Origin of the sequence: Pseudomonas sp. HOU2, assembly GCF_040729435.1 — a bacterium.
Lineage (GTDB): Bacteria > Pseudomonadota > Gammaproteobacteria > Pseudomonadales > Pseudomonadaceae > Aquipseudomonas.
In genome coordinates, this window is the sequence record NZ_CP160398.1 from 545,400 (window position 1) to 562,221 (window position 16,822).

Below are 16,822 nucleotides of genomic sequence, written 5' to 3' on the forward strand. Positions count from 1 at the left end.
CTCGATTCCAAACCCGCCGCTTACCAGACTTCCAGAGCTGGCGCACAAAACCCGGTAACGATATCCATCACCTCCAGAATCCGATCCTCCAACTCTTCATCGGCATCACCGCGCATTGACCCCAACAGTTCATTAACCGATATAGCCGAAAAACCCTTATCTCGATACTTCAGCAGGATTTCCCGTATCGAAAGAAGATCATCCCCCCTCCTCAATGCGCCGGACAGTTCATCGTCCAACGGTTTATCAAGCGTTTTCATCATTGTTTCTCCCAATGCTCAGCCGTCGACCCTAGTGCCTTCTGGTAATCAGAAAGTGGCATGGCCTTACTAGGCTGAATGGTTCCGTGAGTTTTTTTGTCTTGCACATAACGAAGACTTTCCGGAAGTGAAGCGGTATTCAATTTGCAGGCGCTGTCTTTGCCGGTTCCGCCGGGTAACGTGGAGGGGCGCCGATGATCCGGCAGGTTTTGCGGGGTATCCGGCGCTACGGACATCCCACCGGTATTGGGATGAACGTTCCCATCTTTATCAACTGGAATATCGACAGGACGTACCCCTAAGCCACGCGCGGTCGAGTCAGCAATGGGCTTTCCTTTTTCGTCGGTTTTCATGGCCCTATAGACATCGACCCCCGTCAGGCCCATCGGATCCACCCACCCTGTAGGGTTCGGACCATAGGTGTAGAGATTCAGACCGCCCGCATAACCGATCGGATCCTGGCTGACGAATCGCCCCACCGCCGGGTCATAGTAACGATGCCGGTTGTAATGCAGCCCGGTTTCATGATCATGGTACTGCCCTGGAAATCTTATAGGATTTCTCACATCACTTTGTCGGGCCGATTGCGATTGCTGGTCCGATATCGCCCCCCATGCCTTGTACTGAGCCGTCCAGACCAACTGCCCCTCAGAGTCGGTCAGTTCCTGAGGCGTACCCAGGTGATCGCACTGATACCAGAGCAAAACGTCAATTGGCTGAACCGTGACCTTGCGATTCCACAACGGATCGTCATCCAGGCTGTACTCTCCCTGATACTCAGGCTGATTCGTCAATGTAATCGGGGCATGTCGTATGGCCTGTGCTACAGGAATGAAACTACCGGGCTCGAAAATGTAGTGCACCGTGCGTCCGGCACCGCCATCCAGTTGCGCGGCACTGCTTTCCCAGGCAAGTCGGTTACCGTCCCAGCCGTAGAGCGTGAAGCCACAGCCGTACTCTCGCTGTATGCGTGCATGCTCGTTCCGGTTCCAGTGCGACCCCGCCTCGGGACGCCCCTTGGAATGGGCGACAGAGTTTTTGTGAAGACGACGTCCAAGAGCGTCATAGGCGAATTCAACCGACAAGCGTTGATCTTCAAATCGCACCAAACGGTCAAACAGATCCCATTGCAGGAAGCTCCGCTGATTGTTTTGCAGACGCTCGACCAGGTTGCCGCGCTCATCGTATGTGAACTGATTACCTTCGTACTCGTGTAGCAGGTTGTCTACCTGCCTCTCCTGGCGCGGAGACCGGTCCAGTGGTCGTCGAATTTCACTCGCCTTTTCATCAAGCAGATTACTGGCCGGGTCAAAGGTGAATGTTTCAACCACCTGTCGTGTCGCCGCTTCCAACAGTCGACCGAGAGGATCGTAACGGTATGAAATCGGGCCTCTTCGGGTATCGTTGATCGCAGTCAGTTGACCAGCGGCATCGTATTGATATGTCCGTTTGACAAGCGTCGCACCGTCCTCACTCCGCCCCAGCACCTGCTCCTGCTCCTGCAAACGACCGGCAGAATCCCACTTTTGCGTCTGCTGCAGGTGGTTGCCCTGATGCCGGACAATCTCACGATGAAGGTCGTCGCGCTCCAGGCCAATCAGCTCGTGCTCGTCCAGGCGTAGCCCCAACAAATGACCGCTGCCATAGGTGAGCCAGCTGACACGGTGCCCGTCCGGACGAACTGTCGCGACCCGATTGTTGAGCACATCGTACTCGTGCTGCCACACGCCAACTACCGGGGGCTGGTCCAGCCCAAGGTAATGCTGATGCTCGCGCAGCACATTGCCGGCCAGGTCGTGAAACCACTGTAAACGACTGTCTGCGTTGGCGGCTTCAATCAGGTTACCGTTGCCGTCATAAATGAAGCGCTCGCTTTGCGATTTCTCACCTTGACTGGCGCGTCGCTCAATCAGGCGTCCCATGGCATCGAAGCTCACGCAAATCACATGCTCGCCGTTGACGATATGACTCAAATGGCCCGTATCAGAATCATACCGATAGCGGGTGATACGACCATCAAAGCTCTTTTCTTCCAGCAGGCGACCTATCGGGTCGTAGAGGAAATGCGCCCGGCTCTCGTTTTCGTTGTCCAGCGCCTGCAAGCGCCCGAGACGATCCCAGCGGTAGACCAATGTATGCTCATCAGCATCGAGGCGCTCGGCTACAAGTCCAGCAGCCGTATATTTCCAGGTAGTGCAGCGGCCAAGACGATCCGTGTGCGCGAGCAACCGGGCTTCAGCGTCTCGTTCAAAATACTCCTCGGTCTTGTCCGGGTGCCTGATCCAGGCCAACTGGCCCAGTCGATACCCGTACTCGGTACTCTGGCCGGCCGCGTCGGTAAAACAGATCATCTGTCCGAGTTCGTTGTACTCCCAGGCACTGGTCTTTCCTGAGCAGTCGACATACTCGATCAGTTGACCGGCATCGTTGTAGTCGAGCTTCTTCTCATTGCCTTCGGCGTCTTTGATCGCTGTCGGCAACCCTGCCACGCTGTAGGCGAACTCCGTTACGTTACCAAGGGGATCGACTGCTTCCACAAGGTTGCCATGATCGTCATAAGCACGCTGCCACTGCCCCCCTTCTGCATCGCTGGTCTTGATCAGTTGATCCAGATCGTCGTAGGCAAAATGCAGCACGCTGTCGTCGGCACGCAAATGTTCGACGACGTTGCCACGCGCGTCGTAGATGAAGCGATCAGTTGTGCCGTCAGCATGTACGTGTCGAATCAGGTTTTTCGCTTCGTCACGGAACAACCATTCGGAACGTTCATCCGGATGGCGAATGCGGTACGTATAACCAAGAATGTCGTAGTAGTGCCAGGTTTCGTTACCGTATGCATCGGTGACATAGGTCAGGCGAATATTCTCGTCCCATTCAAGGCGCGTGTCGAAACTGCCGTCGTCCGCCCACTCGCGAACGGCCCGGGCATCAGCGCCTGTGCCCTGCCATTCCAGATTCATGCCCCGTCCGGTCCGATCGGTGTAACGACGGATCAGATGATGCTGGTACTCATAGCTCCAGGCCGCCCCGTTCTCGTCCTGAGCCTGAATCAAATCACCGACACTGTCGTAGTGATAGGCACACAGTTGACGCTGAGGAACACCGTCGCTGATCAGCCAAAGCCCCTTCACGCGACCGTGCTCATCAAGCAGGGTGCCGAGGTGATATCTGACGTCGGCCATATCACCCTGATAGGTAATCAGGTCGGACAGCACCGGCATTCCTTCGTGGCGATGCTCGTAGTGCAGCATGATTCCCGCACCGTTGCGCAAAACCACGCCGACCAGCACGAAACGTTGTCCACGACGCAGATAGGTTTCCTTGCGTTCAAACCCTCTGCACAACAGAAGCTGGTCATCGGTCACCCGTACCAGCGTCATGTTTTCAATGGCATCGTAGTGAGTCTGCCCTGTCTCGGGCAGCACATAGTCGTGGCTGCGACCATCAGCGTCATGGAACACCAGACTCCCGCCAACACAGTCAAAACGGGTAGTCAACGACGTAATCCAGCGGGCGCCCATCTCGCTGGCGTCATACGCATCCAGACGCGAACAGTAGGTGCGTGTCCACTCGAGAGGGAATGCACCAGGCAGGTTGAAGTCCGTATGGCTCAGCGATTCAGAGCCCAGGGCAAAACTGATGCTATGCACCGTGCCCGGCATGACGCCGTTTTTACATGTTTTGCAGTTATGCGTCGCTGGCGCTTGTTGGCTGCTGGCTTCAAGCCGCCCCTCTCCAGCCCTGTGCTGAGTCTTTGAAGTAGTATCCGGCTTGACGCTGGCCCCTTGACCATGTGCTCGACGCTTGCGCCAGGTCATAACAGAACCTGCCAGCATCTGCAGCAGCCAACCGATTGAATGCTGAACAGCCGGATCACCCAGCTTGTTCATTTGAGTGCGCAACTCCACACCCATAGTACGAAGCATGCCGGTATTGCTCAGCACCAAAGCCTTGGCACTGTCCGGCAACAGGTTCTTTGCCGCGCTGTTGGCAACACCTTTACCGGCAGCCTTGTAGGCGCTGAAGGCTGCGCCGAAAATATTACTGATGGCTGCCTTGGGGTCATGCAACAACTGTCCTCCGGCCGCACTCATCTTGGCACTCGCCGACTTCATGTCGCCTTTTGCATCGAGCTTGCCGTTGACGACCGTTTCCAGTCCCTTGGCGATTTCGTTGACCGCGTTCTGGCCAAGCTTGCCGCCGTTGTCGAGTATTTCAGCCAACTTCGGCTTGGCCTGCTCTACAAAGTCATCGATCGTACCGACAATGGTGGCATTCAAATGTCCGATCAGGACTTCGATCAGCGAATCGCCCAGCAGCATCTTGGCGCTGTTACGAAGTTCTTGACGCACCAGTGACAAGGTCGGACGCAAGGTCATACGCGCCGAGGCCATTGTGGGTGGCGCCGGTAAAACACCGATCAGATTGATACCCAGGCTGACCCAGTCCAGAATCTGGCGTTGCTTGCTTTTGGCAAGGACAACAATGTCTCCGAGCGCATCCACCAAGGCCATGATGTTGCCCACCACCGGCAACGCTCCGGCAACGTTCTTGACGCGCTCAAGCGTGACTACTCCACCACTGATCGATTGCAGCCAGGCATCGAATCTGGCTGCACCGCGTCCGACATCCTTCATGTCAATGGTGTTGAGCGGAACGATCGCCACTTGAGGTTCACGTACTTTCGCGACAGGCGTTTCAGTCGTCATGACTGCATCTCATCCGTAAGATAGTTCAAGACTTTAAAGAAATGATTGATGGCCTGGGCCTGCCAACACTCATGCAACAAACATCAGGTGATGCCCGGCATATGCCGATGCGGTACATGTTGATTCAACTGATCACAGCCCCTTTCGGGCCGCTTGCAATCAGCGCAGCACCACAAGCGGTTTTCATACCGTCCAGAGCGATGGGCGTGCCATCAACGGTGTAGGTGCTGCTGCCCTCTGCAATCGGGAAAACCCCTTTGCACAGTGGACAGCTGACCTTGTGACCGACTCCGGCAACAGGCTTGCCGTTGAGATCGGTCTGGGAGAAGGCTTCGAGCACCTTGCCACCGTGAGTGGTGGAGTCGCCCAAGCGAATGGCGTCTTTCATGTTGTCACTCCTTTGACTTGATCCTGGTCTCGTGACCTTGCCGTCTGCTGGCCTGTCAGTCAGCTCTGCAGCCACCAATTGAGCAGCGTTTCATCATCTTCATCATCAATGTTTTTATAGATATTGGCGTAATACCATTCGAGTCCCGTTTGCTCGCGGAACCGATCAAAAAACGCATTGATGCTGTCCATGCCATTGCTTGAGGGCACAGCCAGTGACAGGTTGCCTTCGAAAACGCCATCCAGCGTTCCACCCAGTTCATTGCCAACATCAGTTTCCAGTTGTGCAATGACGTCCTCGGGGATGTAGTCGGCGTAAATATGAATACAAAAATTTCCTCCGCGCTTCAGGACTTCAGCGTGAGTGTTTTTGTTTTTTATCGAGATGATGTCACCTCGAGCCAAATTCAACGCAAGACCAGGTGAGGACAGCAGCTGATAAGTATCCTGCTCCATCGCGATTGCAGGGAGCTCCTCGAATACAGGGCCATCGTCATCTGATACAAACACCTCAATCAGAACCGGCAATTCTTTATCGTCCATACGGCGCTCCACAACTTCCACGTTCGACACACGACATCCCTTCTTTCACGTAACCGCTGTTTCCAGCACTCAGGTTACACGATGCGCCCTCAAGATCTACGTTGACATCGGCCAGGTTGCCGCCATTCGAGGTCGCCACATTTTTATGCCCCAAATGCATGTCATCAGGATTGCTAGAGGTATGCCCGCACCGCCAGCACTTGTACACACCCACCGGTTTGCTTTTGGCAATAAGTTTTTTGCGACATGCCGCTTGTCCTTTCCGACTACCGCCGCCGACCTTGCTCGCAGCGATGTCTTTAGCGGAGGCTCCAGCACCGTCCTTCAGCGCGCGCTTGGATGGCGGTTTTCTGACCAGACCTAAAGGGTCCACCCACTGCGTCGGGTTAGGCGCGTATTGATGAAGGTTGATACCGCCCATCAGACCTATCGGGTCTTTCGAGATGAAGCGACCTACATGGGGGTCGTAGTACCTGTAGCGGTTGTAGTGCAAGCCTGTTTCGTGATCGTGGTACTGGCCCTGGAAACGAATGGGATTAGTCAGCCCGCGCTGCACTGCCGAGGCTGATGTCTGTTCTTTCACCTGCCCCCACGCTTTGTATTGAGCGCTCCAGGCGATCTCACCGTCTTGATCGGTAAGTTCCAATGGTGTGCCTAAATGGTCACACTGATACCAGGCCAGGGCATCGAAGGGTTGTGCTTCAGGCGCGTGACTCCACAGCGGATCATCTTCAAGATTGTCGCCGCCGACATATTCAGGCTGACTCAACAGATCAATCGAGGCGTGTGTGAGGGCTTGAGCCACCGGTACGAATGTGCCGGGTTCATAAACGTAATGGACGGTGCGACCTGTCCCCCCATCAATAGGGGCAGGACTGCTTTCCCAGGAAAGGTTGTCCCCGTCCCACCCGTACAAGGTCAAGCCACAGCCAAGCAAGCGCTGAATGCGCCCCTGCTCATTTTTATTCCAGTGCGAACCTGCTTCAGGACGGTTCACATAATGGGCTGTCGAGTGCTTATACAGCCGGCGACCCAAGGCATCGTAGGCGTATCTGACCGAAAGACGATCATCCTCAAAATGCACCAACCTATCGAACAGGTCCCATTGCAATCGACTGCGCTGACCATTGTGCCAACGCAACGTCTGATTGCCACGATCGTCGTACTCGTAATGAGTACCGACGTATTCACGTAAAAGATTGTCTACCAACCGACTACGTGTCGGGGCCTGATCAAGAGGCCGGCGCACTTCTGTCACCTTCTCGTCCAGCAGGTTGCTGGCAGGATCGAACGCGAAGTTTTCAACGCCGAGCCGACTTGCTGCGCTGATCAGTCGCCCGACCGGATCATAACGGTAGGCAAGCGGTCCGCGACGAGTATCGTTCAGCTCGGTCAACTGGCCGACCGCATCATAGTGGTACTGGCGTTTGAGCAACGTCGAATTGTCGTCGCTTCGACCGAGCAGTTGCTCCTGTAGCCGCCCTGCCGGATCCCACTTTTGCGTCTGGCGCAGGCGATTCCCTTGATAACGGGCGACTTCGCGATGTAAATCATCTCGCTCATAGCCGACCAGTTCGTGATCATCCAGTTTTAACGCGAGCAAATGCCCGCTGCCGTACGTCAACCAACTCACCCGATGGCCATCCGGACGAGTCGTGGCGACACACTGATTGAGGGCATCGTACTCATGCCTCCAGATGGCAACGAGTGGTGTATCCAGATCCTGATAATGCTGGTGCTCTCTGATCAGATTACCGGCCGAATCATAGAACCACAGCAACCGGCTCTGGTCGTTCGTGGCCAAAACCATGTTGCCATTACCGTCATACGCAAAGGATTCGCTTTGTGTCGCATTGCCCAGGCTCGCATGGCGTTCAACAAGCCGCCCCATTGGGTCAAACACCATCGAAATGATGCGCTCACCGCTGATGGCGCTCGCCAACCGCCCGCTCTCGGCGTCGTACTGATAGCGTGTGGCAAGGCCGTCGAAGCCTTTTTCCTCAAGCAATCTTCCGACAGGATCATAGTGAAACCGGGTGCGCTGCTCGTTTTCGTTTTCGAGTGCTATCAAACGGCCTAGCAGGTCCCAACGGTAACGAAGCGTTTGCTCGCAGGCGTCTACTCGCTCGGCAACCAGACCGGCCGCGTTATAGCTCCACGTCGTACAGCGATCCAGACCGTCAACATGAGCGAGCAGACGCCCTTCGGCATCACGCTCGAATCGCTCCTCGGTTTTATCCGGATGCGTTATCAAGGCGACATGCCCGACCTTGTACTGATACTCGGTGCTTTGCCCCGCTGCATCGGTAAAACAGATCATCTGACCGCGATCGTTGTATTCCCACTCGCTGGTCTTGCCGGAGCAATCGGTATATTTGAGAAGCTGACCGGCAACGTTGTACTCAAGCGTTTTCTCGTTGCCTATTGCATCCTTGATAGCGATCAACTGACCTGCTTTGTCATAGGCGTACTCCGTCTTGTTGCCAAGCGGATCGACCGACTCCAGCAGATTGCCGGCGTCATCGTAAGCTCGCTGCCACTGACCGCCTTCTGCATCACTTACCTTGATCAGTTGGTTGAGATCATCGTAGGCGTAGTGAGCGACACTGCCGTCGGGACTGATGTGCTCGAGCAAATTACCGCGCTCGTCATAGCTGTAGCGATCGGTGGTGCCATCTGTATGAACGTGACGAATCACGTTCTTCGCATCATCGCGAAAGAACCACTCTGAACGTTCATCGGCATAGCGAATCCGGTAGGTATAGCCCTTGATGTCGTAGTAATGCCAAGTCTCGTTGCCATAGGCATCAGTGACGTAAGTCAGACGGATGTTTTCGTCCCATTCAAGGCGAGTATCGAAACTGCCGTCATCCGCCCACTCGCGCACAGCCCTGGCGTGCGATGTGTGGCCATCCCACTGCAGATTCAAACCGCGGCCGGTGCGATCGGTATACCGAGTCAGGAGGTGATGCTGATACTGATAACTCCAGGCCGCACCGTTTTCATCCTGCGCCTGGATCAAGTCGCCATGGATGTCGTATTGGTAATGACACAATTGCCGCACAGGCGCGCCGTCACGAATCTCCCAGAGACCGGTCAAGCGTCCTTGATCATCTATCAGCGTTCCGACGTGCAAGTGGACTTGCGTGACGTCACCTTGATAGGTGATCAGATCGGATAATACGCGGGCATCCCCATGGCGATGCTCGTAATGCAGCATCAGCCCGGAACCACTGCGCATCTTCACATCCGTCAGCCAAAAGCAACGACCACGACGGACATAGGTTTCCTTGCGCTCGAAACCGAAGCAAACGAGCAGTTGATCCTCAGCGGAACGAACCAGCGTGAGATTTTCAACGGGGTCATAGTGAAAGAGGCCTGGCTTGGGCAGGGGGAAATCGATGCTACGACCATCGGCTCCGAAAAAAACCAGTCCATCGTCCTTGCAGTCGAATCGGGTCGTAAACTCTGTTACCCACCGTGCCCCTGATTCGCCATTGTCAAAAGCATCAAACCGGGAACTGTAGGTGCGCACCCACTCGACAGGAAATGGACCTGGCAGGCTGAAATCGGTATGGCTCAGTGACTCCGATCCCAACGCAAAGCTGATGCTGTTGCAAGTACCCGCACAAGCACCATTTTTTTGGCCATTGGCGTTGGCGTTCGCAGGAGCCTGATGGCTGCTGGCCTCGAGTCGCCCTTCACCTGCCTTGTTCTGAGCCTTACTGGTGGCGTTGGGTTTAACGCTGGCACTCTGTCCATGCCCACGACGCTTGCGCCACGTCACCACAGCACCGCTGAGCATTTGCAACAACCAACCAATCGTGTGACGCGTTCCCGGATCACCCAATTTGCTCAATTGGGTTTTGATCTCAGGCCCCATCGCTCTCAATGAACCGGTGTGCGTCATCACCAGTTTTTTGGCCTGATCCGGCAGAAGATTCTTCGCCGCGCTGTTGGCAACCCCCTTACCCACGGCTTTGTAGGCACTGAATGCAGCCCCAAAGATGTTACTGATCGCCGCTTTGGGGTCGCTGAGCAGTTGATTGCCCGCCGCCGTGATTTTTTGTCCAGCCGCGCGCGCATCGCCTTTTGAATCAAGCTTGCCATTTACAACGGCCTCAAGACCCTTGGCAATTTCGGTGACTGCGCTTTCGCCGAGTTTTCCTGCATCGGCGAGAATGCCCGAGAGTTTGCCTTGAGCCTGTTTCACGAAGTCATCGATCGTGCCGACGATGGTTGCGTTCAAATGCCCGACCAGCACTTCGATCATTGAATCGCCCAACAGCATCTTGACGCTGTTACGCAATTCCTGACGTACCAGAAACAAGGTCGGACGCAAACTCATACGAGCAGCCGCCATGGTCGGAGGCGCAGGTAAAACACCGATCAGGTTGATCCCCAGGCTGACCCAATCAAGCAATTCCCGCTGCTTGCTTCTGGTAAGCGTGACGATATCGCCCAGCGCATCGACCAGCGCCATGATGTTGCCGACAACCGGCAGCGACCCGGCAACTCCTTTGATTCGATCGAGCGTGACGACACCACCGCTGATGGATCGCAGCCAGGCATCAAACCGGGCAGCACCACGACCTACGTCCTGCACGTCCAGCGTGTTGAGCGGAACGATAGCGACCTGCGGCTCGCGCTTCTTGGCAACGGCTGTCTCAGTCATGAGAGCACCTCACCATTCAGCAGGCCAGGCGTCTTGAGCGATGGTTTGGGCAAGGACGGGGCCGGAAGGCCTGGCAGCTTGCCCGCCTTGCTTGCAGCACCCAATATCCCCGAAGCACTCGGCAGCGCCGCACTCGCCAGTTTCGGCAACCCGGCCGCCCCGCCCTGCACCGCCCCTTTCACCTGCTGCGCCGTCTGCATCGCGCCCATGCCGCTCTGCGCCAGCTCCTTGCCCTTCTCCAGCATGTCCCAGTTCTTGTTCGGCAGAACCTGCGCAACCATCGCCTGCACCTGGCTTGGCACGTCTTCAGTGGCTGGCGGTTTCAGCGGCCATTCCGCTTTGCCGATGTAGCTGCCCTCACTCCAGGTGTCCGCCGGATCCTTGCCGAACAACACACGCGCGGGGCCTGGGGCGGCGCCGGCGACGCTGGCGAAACCCTTGGCGTCGAGCTTGCCCTTGATGCTTTTGCCGAGGGCGTCGATGACCTCGTAGTCGCCTTCCTTGATGCCTTGGCGCCCGGCGTACTGGTTGAACAGTTCCAGATTGCCCTTGCCCGGTTTCGGCGGTTCCGGGAACACCCCGGCCAGACTTTTCGCCCCGGTGTAGGCGAAGTTCGCCGCGTGCGCGGTGTACGGGCCGGTGGTGGCGTGGGTGATGCCGCCGGCGTTGTAGGTGGTCGCGCTACCGCCGCCCTGGATCACCAGCTCGGTCTTGGCGGTGATGGTGATGCGGTCGGCATTGGCGGTGATGTTGAGTTTGGCCAGCAGGTTAATGCTGTCCTTCAAGGCCTTGACGTCGATGTCGCCGGACGCCGCGACCAGGCGCCAGCCCATACTTTGCACGAACAGGCGCATGCCACGGCTGGCACTGGCCAGCAGGCGTTTGCCGATGGAAAAACTGGTGTGCCCGGTGCTACTCAGGGCCAGGTGCTCACCGGTGGCGATATGGCTGGAGCGCGGTGTAGTCAGGGCGATACCCGCCGGGCTGGCGAGCACCAGATGCGGTTCAGTGAATTCCGGAAATTCATTGGCGGTCATGTTCGCCGGGCCACTGCCGAGCACGCCTTGATGCTGCGCGTGCAACGCCTTGGCCACGTCGTCCTGATCACCCGCTTCTTGCGCTTGAAGCTCTTTGGCCTGAGTGGCGAAACCGTCCTGCTGATCGCTCGCGGTGGCGAGGCGCTCGGCAGTTTCCGGCAAATCCTTGTGGTGTTTGGATTCGTTCGGGCGCGGCTCGGTGGTGATCAACAGACCGGCGCCGGCACGCACCGCGCCATGGCGGTCGGTACGCAGCTCGAAACCTTCGCCACGCGGCTGCCCGCCGCTCGGGCGTGGGTGGGTCAGGTAGCCGAGGTTGATCGCACTGGCGCCGTGATCACTGCGCAGCGCGATGCTGATCTCGCTGGTAGTGTCGTCGATGCGCAGTTCGTTGGCGCGGCTGCCCTTGTATTCCTTGCTCTTGACCGTGGCCAGGGTCTTGAAGTCCGGCAGCTTGTACGGCGGCAGGTTGGCGCCGTGGTACAGGCAGCCGGTGATCAGCGGCTGATCGGGATCGCCTTCGAGGAAGGTGATCAACACCTCCATGCCGACCCGCGGAATGTTGATCGCGCCAAAGGTTTCCGCGGCCCAGTTCGAGGCCACACGCATCCAGCAACTGGTCTTGTCGTCGTGCTCGCCTTCGCGATCCCAGAAGAACTGCACCTTCACCCGGCCGTACTGGTCGCAGTAAATTTCTTCGCCCTCGGGGCCGCAGACCACGGCGCTCTGAGTGCCGAGGACTTTCGGTTTCGGGTGATCGAGCGGCGGCCGGTACGGCACATCCCACGGGATCGCATTGAAGCGGTTGCGGTAGCCCTGGTGGAAATCGTCCTTGTTGTCGGTGGTGTCGCTGGTCACCGACTCTTCGAGCACTTGCGGCTGTTTGCCTTCGTGGAAGATCTCGGTCAGCAGCCACAGATCGTTCCAGGTCGGGTTGGCGTGTTCGGTGAGGGCGAGGAAATGCCCGCTGACCAGAATCGGCTGATCGCTGTTGCCTTCGGCCAGCCGGTAGTCAGTGCGATGGCGTTCCAGTGCGCGATTGGCCAGATGCTTGCCGCGCTCGCGGTCAACGAAACGCCCCGGGTAATCGTAATCTTCCAGATCCGGCTGAGCGCTGCTCTTGGCATCGCTTTCCAACTCGATCTTCGGTTTGACGAAGTCATAATCGCGCCGCGTGGTGCGGCTGGTGCGGGTCGCCAGACGCAGGCCGAAACGCTTGATCACCGGTTGATCGGCGACCAGTCCGGAGTCCTGCTGATAGGCCACCGGCGCCAGTTTTGGGAACACCGTCTGGTCATCGCCGAACATCAGCTTGTGGCCGCTGGCGGTGTGCTGGAAGTGATAGTGAATCCCCTCCTCCTCACACAGGCGCTGGACGAAATGCAGATCGCTTTCGTCGTACTGCACGCAGTAGATGCGCTCCGGGTAAATCGCGCTCAGCTGGAAGTGATAGTCGCTGGCGAGGATGCCGTGTTCTTCCAGGACCTTGCTGATGATCTGTTGCACGGTCATCTGCTGGAAAATGCGCTGGTTGACCCGATGCGCGAGGTACGACAGCTGCGGGCGCAGGGAGATTTTATAGCGGGTCAGGCGCTTGCCGGCCTCGCCCTGGGCGATGCTGTAGATCAGCCCGTGAATCCCCGTGCCGCTGGGCGACAGCTGCAGGAACGCGAGTTTGTGCAGCAGGCTTTCGAGGTTGATCGAGGCCTTCTCACTGACCAGTTCCAGCTCGAACTCGAAGGGGGTGTTGAGCGCCTCTTTCCCGGTGAACGACAGCACCTGGAAATCGCTGTCCGCGCCATCGATGGTCAGATTGAAATGAGGCTGATTGGCCGGTGAGAACATCCCTTGTTCCTCGCGCAATGCTGCGACGGGCGCCATTCCATGAAGCGTGACGCACGCAAAAAATTCTTCAGGTCAAAGCCGCCCCGGCCAGCCGCACTGGCCGGGGCGGTACAACCATCAGTCGCGATTAAACGACTGGAGCACGCCAGTCATCGGAACCCGAAGTACCGGATACTTCGTGGGTCCAAGTGATTTTGCGGTAGGTGAACTGCACTTCTTCCAGGTGGGTGAAGTGGGCGTTCGACGGGTCCTGGCAGTTGTGCATCTTGTTGTTGATGGCGACGATGATCGCGTCTTCCAGTTTGGTGGTGTAGTAGTGCTCCTGGGTACCTTGAGCCGAAGTGCGGTACCACTGGATAACGATTTCGCTCATGCGCTCGCCGGAGGTCAGAGCCGCTTGCAGCAGAGGCGAAGCCTTGTCGTAGACCTTGGTGATCACCACTGGCTTGTGCACGCGCTGACCGGTTGGCTGACCGGACTGCGGGTCACGCGGGATGATCACGTCGTGGGTGAAGGCCTGAACCATGACCTGGTCTTCGTGACCTTCCTGGAAGGTGTTGCCCACGGAATCGGCGGTGAAAGCGCCGGCAGTGATCAGACCTTGTTTTTCGCCAGTGACGGACATGTACGCTGGTGTTGCCATGGGGATGCTCTCCTTGCTCGAAAATACACAACCGACAGGCACCATTGCCTGTCCGGGTGCCTGCTCAGAGATCAAATTCCGTGCCAGCCATCATCTAGCTATTACGGATCAACGGGTTGGCGGCCACGCCTTTGCGTTTAGACGTTTAAAATTTCGATAAACAGAAAAAAGTGCGCAAGAAGTTGCGCAGTACTGTGCAACTTCTTGCGCACTTGGCTGAAAACCTTGATCCAGAGAGGTTTGAAGGGGGTTCACGGGTGAAATCCACGAAACCACTGCGCAACTTTTTGCGCAGTGGTGATGTTTAAATTTTCGGCGCCGACGACGCTACCTGCAATTGACGATAAGCCTCGACCAACTGCTGAAGATTGAACGCGAGGTTCCTCCCGCTCGGGTTCGGCAACACCCACACGTGCGCGCCGCCGAAGGTCTTCGCCTGCGGCCCCCACGCCACCAACTTCTGCCCCGACAACGCCGCATGCGCAGCCTTGCCAAGAAACGCCACAAAGCGCGGCGCATGGCGGCTGATCTTCTGCTCAAAGCCCAGGGCCGCAGCGGCGAACTCTTGCGCCGCCAATTGATCCGCCCGCGCCGTCGGCCGCTCGACCACCGCCGTCAAGCCGCAGCCAAAGTGCAGGATGCTTCGATCGTCCTCCGCTCGCACCTCATACGGCGTGAACCCGGCCAGATGCAAGGTGCGCCAGAAGCGATTGCCGCGCCCGGCAAAATGATGCCCCTGCGCCGCCGCCAGCAACCCCGGATTGATCCCGCAGAACACAACCGCAAGCCCCGGCGCCAGAATGTCTTCAAGCCCTTCACCCGCCATGCGCGTGCCCCTCGTTCGCAAACATTTGCACCACTCCCCACAGCAAACCCTAGAATGGCCATCCCAGCCACAGAGCCCACCACAACGATGGACGTTATTCAGACCCTGCGCTGCTTCGTTGCCGTCGCCCAGAGCGGCAGCTTCACCGCTGCGGCCGACGTGCTCGACACCACCACGACCAACGTCTCCAAAGCCGTCTCCAGCCTCGAAACCCGGCTGCACACGCGCCTGATCAACCGCACCACCCGCCGCCTCGCCCTGACCGAAGCCGGCGTGCGTTATTTGCAGCGCGCCGAAAAAATCCTCGATGACCTGCGCGAAGCCGATGAAGAAGCCGGCACCGCGCAGACTTTGCCGGTCGGGCGTCTGAAGATCCACGCCATGGCCGCCATTGGCAATCACTACGTGATCAACGCGATCGCCCGCTACCGCGAGATTCACCCTACGGTGATGTTCGACCTGACCCTGAGCAATCGCCTGCCCGACCTGCTCGAAGAAAGCTACGACATGTCGATCGTCCTCGCCCGCGACCTGCCGGATTCCGGCTTCGTCGCGCAACGCCTCGGCACCACCTACAGCATCCTCTGCGCCTCGCCGGCGTACCTGGCCAAACGCGGCCACCCCGCCACACCCGCCGACCTCGCCGCACACGACTGCCTGCGCATCGTCAACACGGTGATGCCCGCAGAAAACTGGGTGTTCGAAGGGCCACAAGGCATGGAAACCCAGAATATCCCCGACTCCCCTTTTCACATCAACACCGCCGACGGCATGGCCACGGCGATCAGAAATGGCATGGGCATCGGCATTCAGCCGCTGGCATCAGCCGTCGAAGGATTGGTCGGAGGAACACTGGTGCGGGTACTGCCGCAGTACCGCCTGGAGGAATACAACCTGTTCGCGATCTACCCGTCGCGCAAATTCGTCGACGCCAAAATCAAGACCTGGGTGGAGTTCCTGAAAACCGCCATCCCGCAACTGCTGGCGTCCGATGAAGACATGGCCGCGGCCAAAGAACTCGCCAACGCTTAGTACCGCAGACCTGGAGTGTCGACCCTCCAGCGCCTGCACCGACATCAACCGTTGGAACAACCGCTGCCCATCACCTGGTATTGCACGACATGCCGTGCACCGGTCGAGTCGTCATAAGTCATCTGCACCGGCACCGCGCCGCATTGATTGGCCGCTTCGGAGATCGACACGACGTGGGCGATGTCTGCTTGAGCGGCGGCGTTGTAGGCCTCGACTTGCGCGGTCTCGCCAGCTGCAAAGGCTTGAGCGCCGATACCGCCAAGGGCCAGAAGTACAGCGATTTTTACAAATTTCATGATGTTCACCGTCTCGTGGGGAACCGTGTTTGTTCACGGAGTGGAGACGATGTTAGGGGTTGCAGCGCTCGACAAAAATCGGCCGGCTGGACAAACACTGTGTCCAGAATGGTGATGAATAAGACCTGAGGACTGTGGATATCCCATTCGCGAGCAGGCTCGCACACAGGTTTCGTATCGGCCACAACATTGGTGTCCACCGCAGACCCCATGTGGGAGCGAGCCTGCTCGCGAATGGCGTCAGATCCGTCACCGAGTAACCCAAGTCTGCCGCAAGTTAAAGAACCGCCCCCGCCATCGTCGTTGTCAACCACCAACAGGCAAACCACTCATATCAGGCCGTTATCACCCCCACATTGGGGCTACAAGCGCCCGCGCATTTGCCTACAAATCTTGCGGAAGTGGCTGGCTTGTACGTGTTGCCCTTCAGCTTTATCGTTCTGCTCGTCCTTGCCCATCATCGAAAGCGATGGGCGTACAAGATTGAAAGCAAAGCTTGATCAAACCGAGAAGGAGCGGTTGACGCCCGCGTCGCCCGCTCCTAATCTGCCCCCATCCCGCCCAAGGCA

Annotated in this window: 10 protein-coding genes; 1 reads left to right on the plus strand and 9 read right to left on the minus strand. The window is 57.6% G+C overall.

All coding sequences use genetic code 11. The features are described from left to right. Positions 1 to 20 precede the first annotated feature (20 nt). The 8 genes from ABV589_RS02385 to mug all read right to left on the minus strand — a co-directional run bounded on the left by ABV589_RS02385 (position 21) and on the right by mug (position 14,925). Complete coding sequence (locus ABV589_RS02385; protein ID WP_238547102.1) at positions 21 to 260, minus strand: hypothetical protein; 240 nt, start codon at positions 258 to 260, stop codon at positions 21 to 23. Further along, a complete protein-coding gene (locus ABV589_RS02390; protein ID WP_367084709.1) occupies positions 260 to 4,969 on the minus strand; it encodes an RHS repeat-associated core domain-containing protein in 4,710 nt (1,569 codons plus the stop codon). The genes ABV589_RS02385 and ABV589_RS02390 overlap by 1 nt, the downstream gene beginning before the upstream one ends. Before the next feature lie 124 nt (positions 4,970 to 5,093). After that, positions 5,094 to 5,357 carry a PAAR domain-containing protein gene (locus ABV589_RS02395; RefSeq protein ID WP_007969244.1) on the minus strand — a complete coding sequence of 88 codons (264 nt, stop codon included), beginning with the start codon at positions 5,355 to 5,357 and terminating at the stop codon, positions 5,094 to 5,096. A 59-nt stretch (positions 5,358 to 5,416) separates the two neighbouring features. Then, positions 5,417 to 5,899, minus strand: coding sequence for a DUF4265 domain-containing protein (locus ABV589_RS02400; RefSeq protein WP_367084710.1), 483 nt, complete (start codon positions 5,897 to 5,899; stop codon positions 5,417 to 5,419). Continuing rightward, a complete protein-coding gene (locus ABV589_RS02405; RefSeq protein ID WP_367084711.1) occupies positions 5,889 to 10,574 on the minus strand; it encodes an RHS repeat-associated core domain-containing protein in 4,686 nt (1,561 codons plus the stop codon). Before ABV589_RS02405 ends, ABV589_RS02400 begins: the two co-directional genes overlap by 11 nt. Next, positions 10,571 to 13,456, minus strand: coding sequence for a type VI secretion system tip protein TssI/VgrG (gene tssI, locus ABV589_RS02410; protein ID WP_367084712.1), 2,886 nt, complete (start codon positions 13,454 to 13,456; stop codon positions 10,571 to 10,573). The genes ABV589_RS02405 and tssI overlap by 4 nt, the downstream gene beginning before the upstream one ends. Positions 13,457 to 13,583: 127 nt before the next feature. Continuing rightward, positions 13,584 to 14,099 (minus strand): Hcp family type VI secretion system effector, encoded by a 516-nt coding sequence (locus ABV589_RS02415; protein WP_027613808.1) that lies wholly within the window; start codon positions 14,097 to 14,099, stop codon positions 13,584 to 13,586. A gap of 304 nt (positions 14,100 to 14,403) precedes the next feature. Further along, on the minus strand, positions 14,404 to 14,925 hold the full coding sequence (gene mug / locus ABV589_RS02420) for a G/U mismatch-specific DNA glycosylase (RefSeq protein ID WP_367084713.1): 522 nt from the start codon (positions 14,923 to 14,925) through the stop codon (positions 14,404 to 14,406). 87 nt (positions 14,926 to 15,012) lie between these two features. Between mug and ABV589_RS02425 the strand changes: the two genes are divergently transcribed. Then, positions 15,013 to 15,957: a LysR family transcriptional regulator gene (locus ABV589_RS02425; protein WP_367084714.1), complete on the plus strand. Its 945-nt coding sequence runs from the start codon at positions 15,013 to 15,015 to the stop codon at positions 15,955 to 15,957. Between the two features lie 44 nt (positions 15,958 to 16,001). On the opposite strand, the gene ABV589_RS02430 is transcribed toward ABV589_RS02425, so the two are convergent. Then, positions 16,002 to 16,253, minus strand: a complete 252-nt coding sequence (locus ABV589_RS02430) for a DUF2790 domain-containing protein (RefSeq protein WP_367084715.1) — start codon at positions 16,251 to 16,253, stop codon at positions 16,002 to 16,004. Positions 16,254 to 16,822 lie beyond the last annotated feature (569 nt).

Coding starts and splice junctions, on each gene's coding strand:
- ABV589_RS02385 (WP_238547102.1), bottom strand. CDS start 260: ATGAAAACGCTTGATAAACCGTTGGACGATGAACTGTCCGGCGCATTG.
- ABV589_RS02390 (WP_367084709.1), bottom strand. CDS start 4,969: ATGACGACTGAAACGCCTGTCGCGAAAGTACGTGAACCTCAAGTGGCG.
- ABV589_RS02395 (WP_007969244.1), bottom strand. CDS start 5,357: ATGAAAGACGCCATTCGCTTGGGCGACTCCACCACTCACGGTGGCAAG.
- ABV589_RS02400 (WP_367084710.1), bottom strand. CDS start 5,899: ATGGACGATAAAGAATTGCCGGTTCTGATTGAGGTGTTTGTATCAGAT.
- ABV589_RS02405 (WP_367084711.1), bottom strand. CDS start 10,574: ATGACTGAGACAGCCGTTGCCAAGAAGCGCGAGCCGCAGGTCGCTATC.
- tssI (WP_367084712.1), bottom strand. CDS start 13,456: ATGTTCTCACCGGCCAATCAGCCTCATTTCAATCTGACCATCGATGGC.
- ABV589_RS02415 (WP_027613808.1), bottom strand. CDS start 14,099: ATGGCAACACCAGCGTACATGTCCGTCACTGGCGAAAAACAAGGTCTG.
- mug (WP_367084713.1), bottom strand. CDS start 14,925: ATGGCGGGTGAAGGGCTTGAAGACATTCTGGCGCCGGGGCTTGCGGTT.
- ABV589_RS02425 (WP_367084714.1), top strand. CDS start 15,013: ATGGACGTTATTCAGACCCTGCGCTGCTTCGTTGCCGTCGCCCAGAGC.
- ABV589_RS02430 (WP_367084715.1), bottom strand. CDS start 16,253: ATGAAATTTGTAAAAATCGCTGTACTTCTGGCCCTTGGCGGTATCGGC.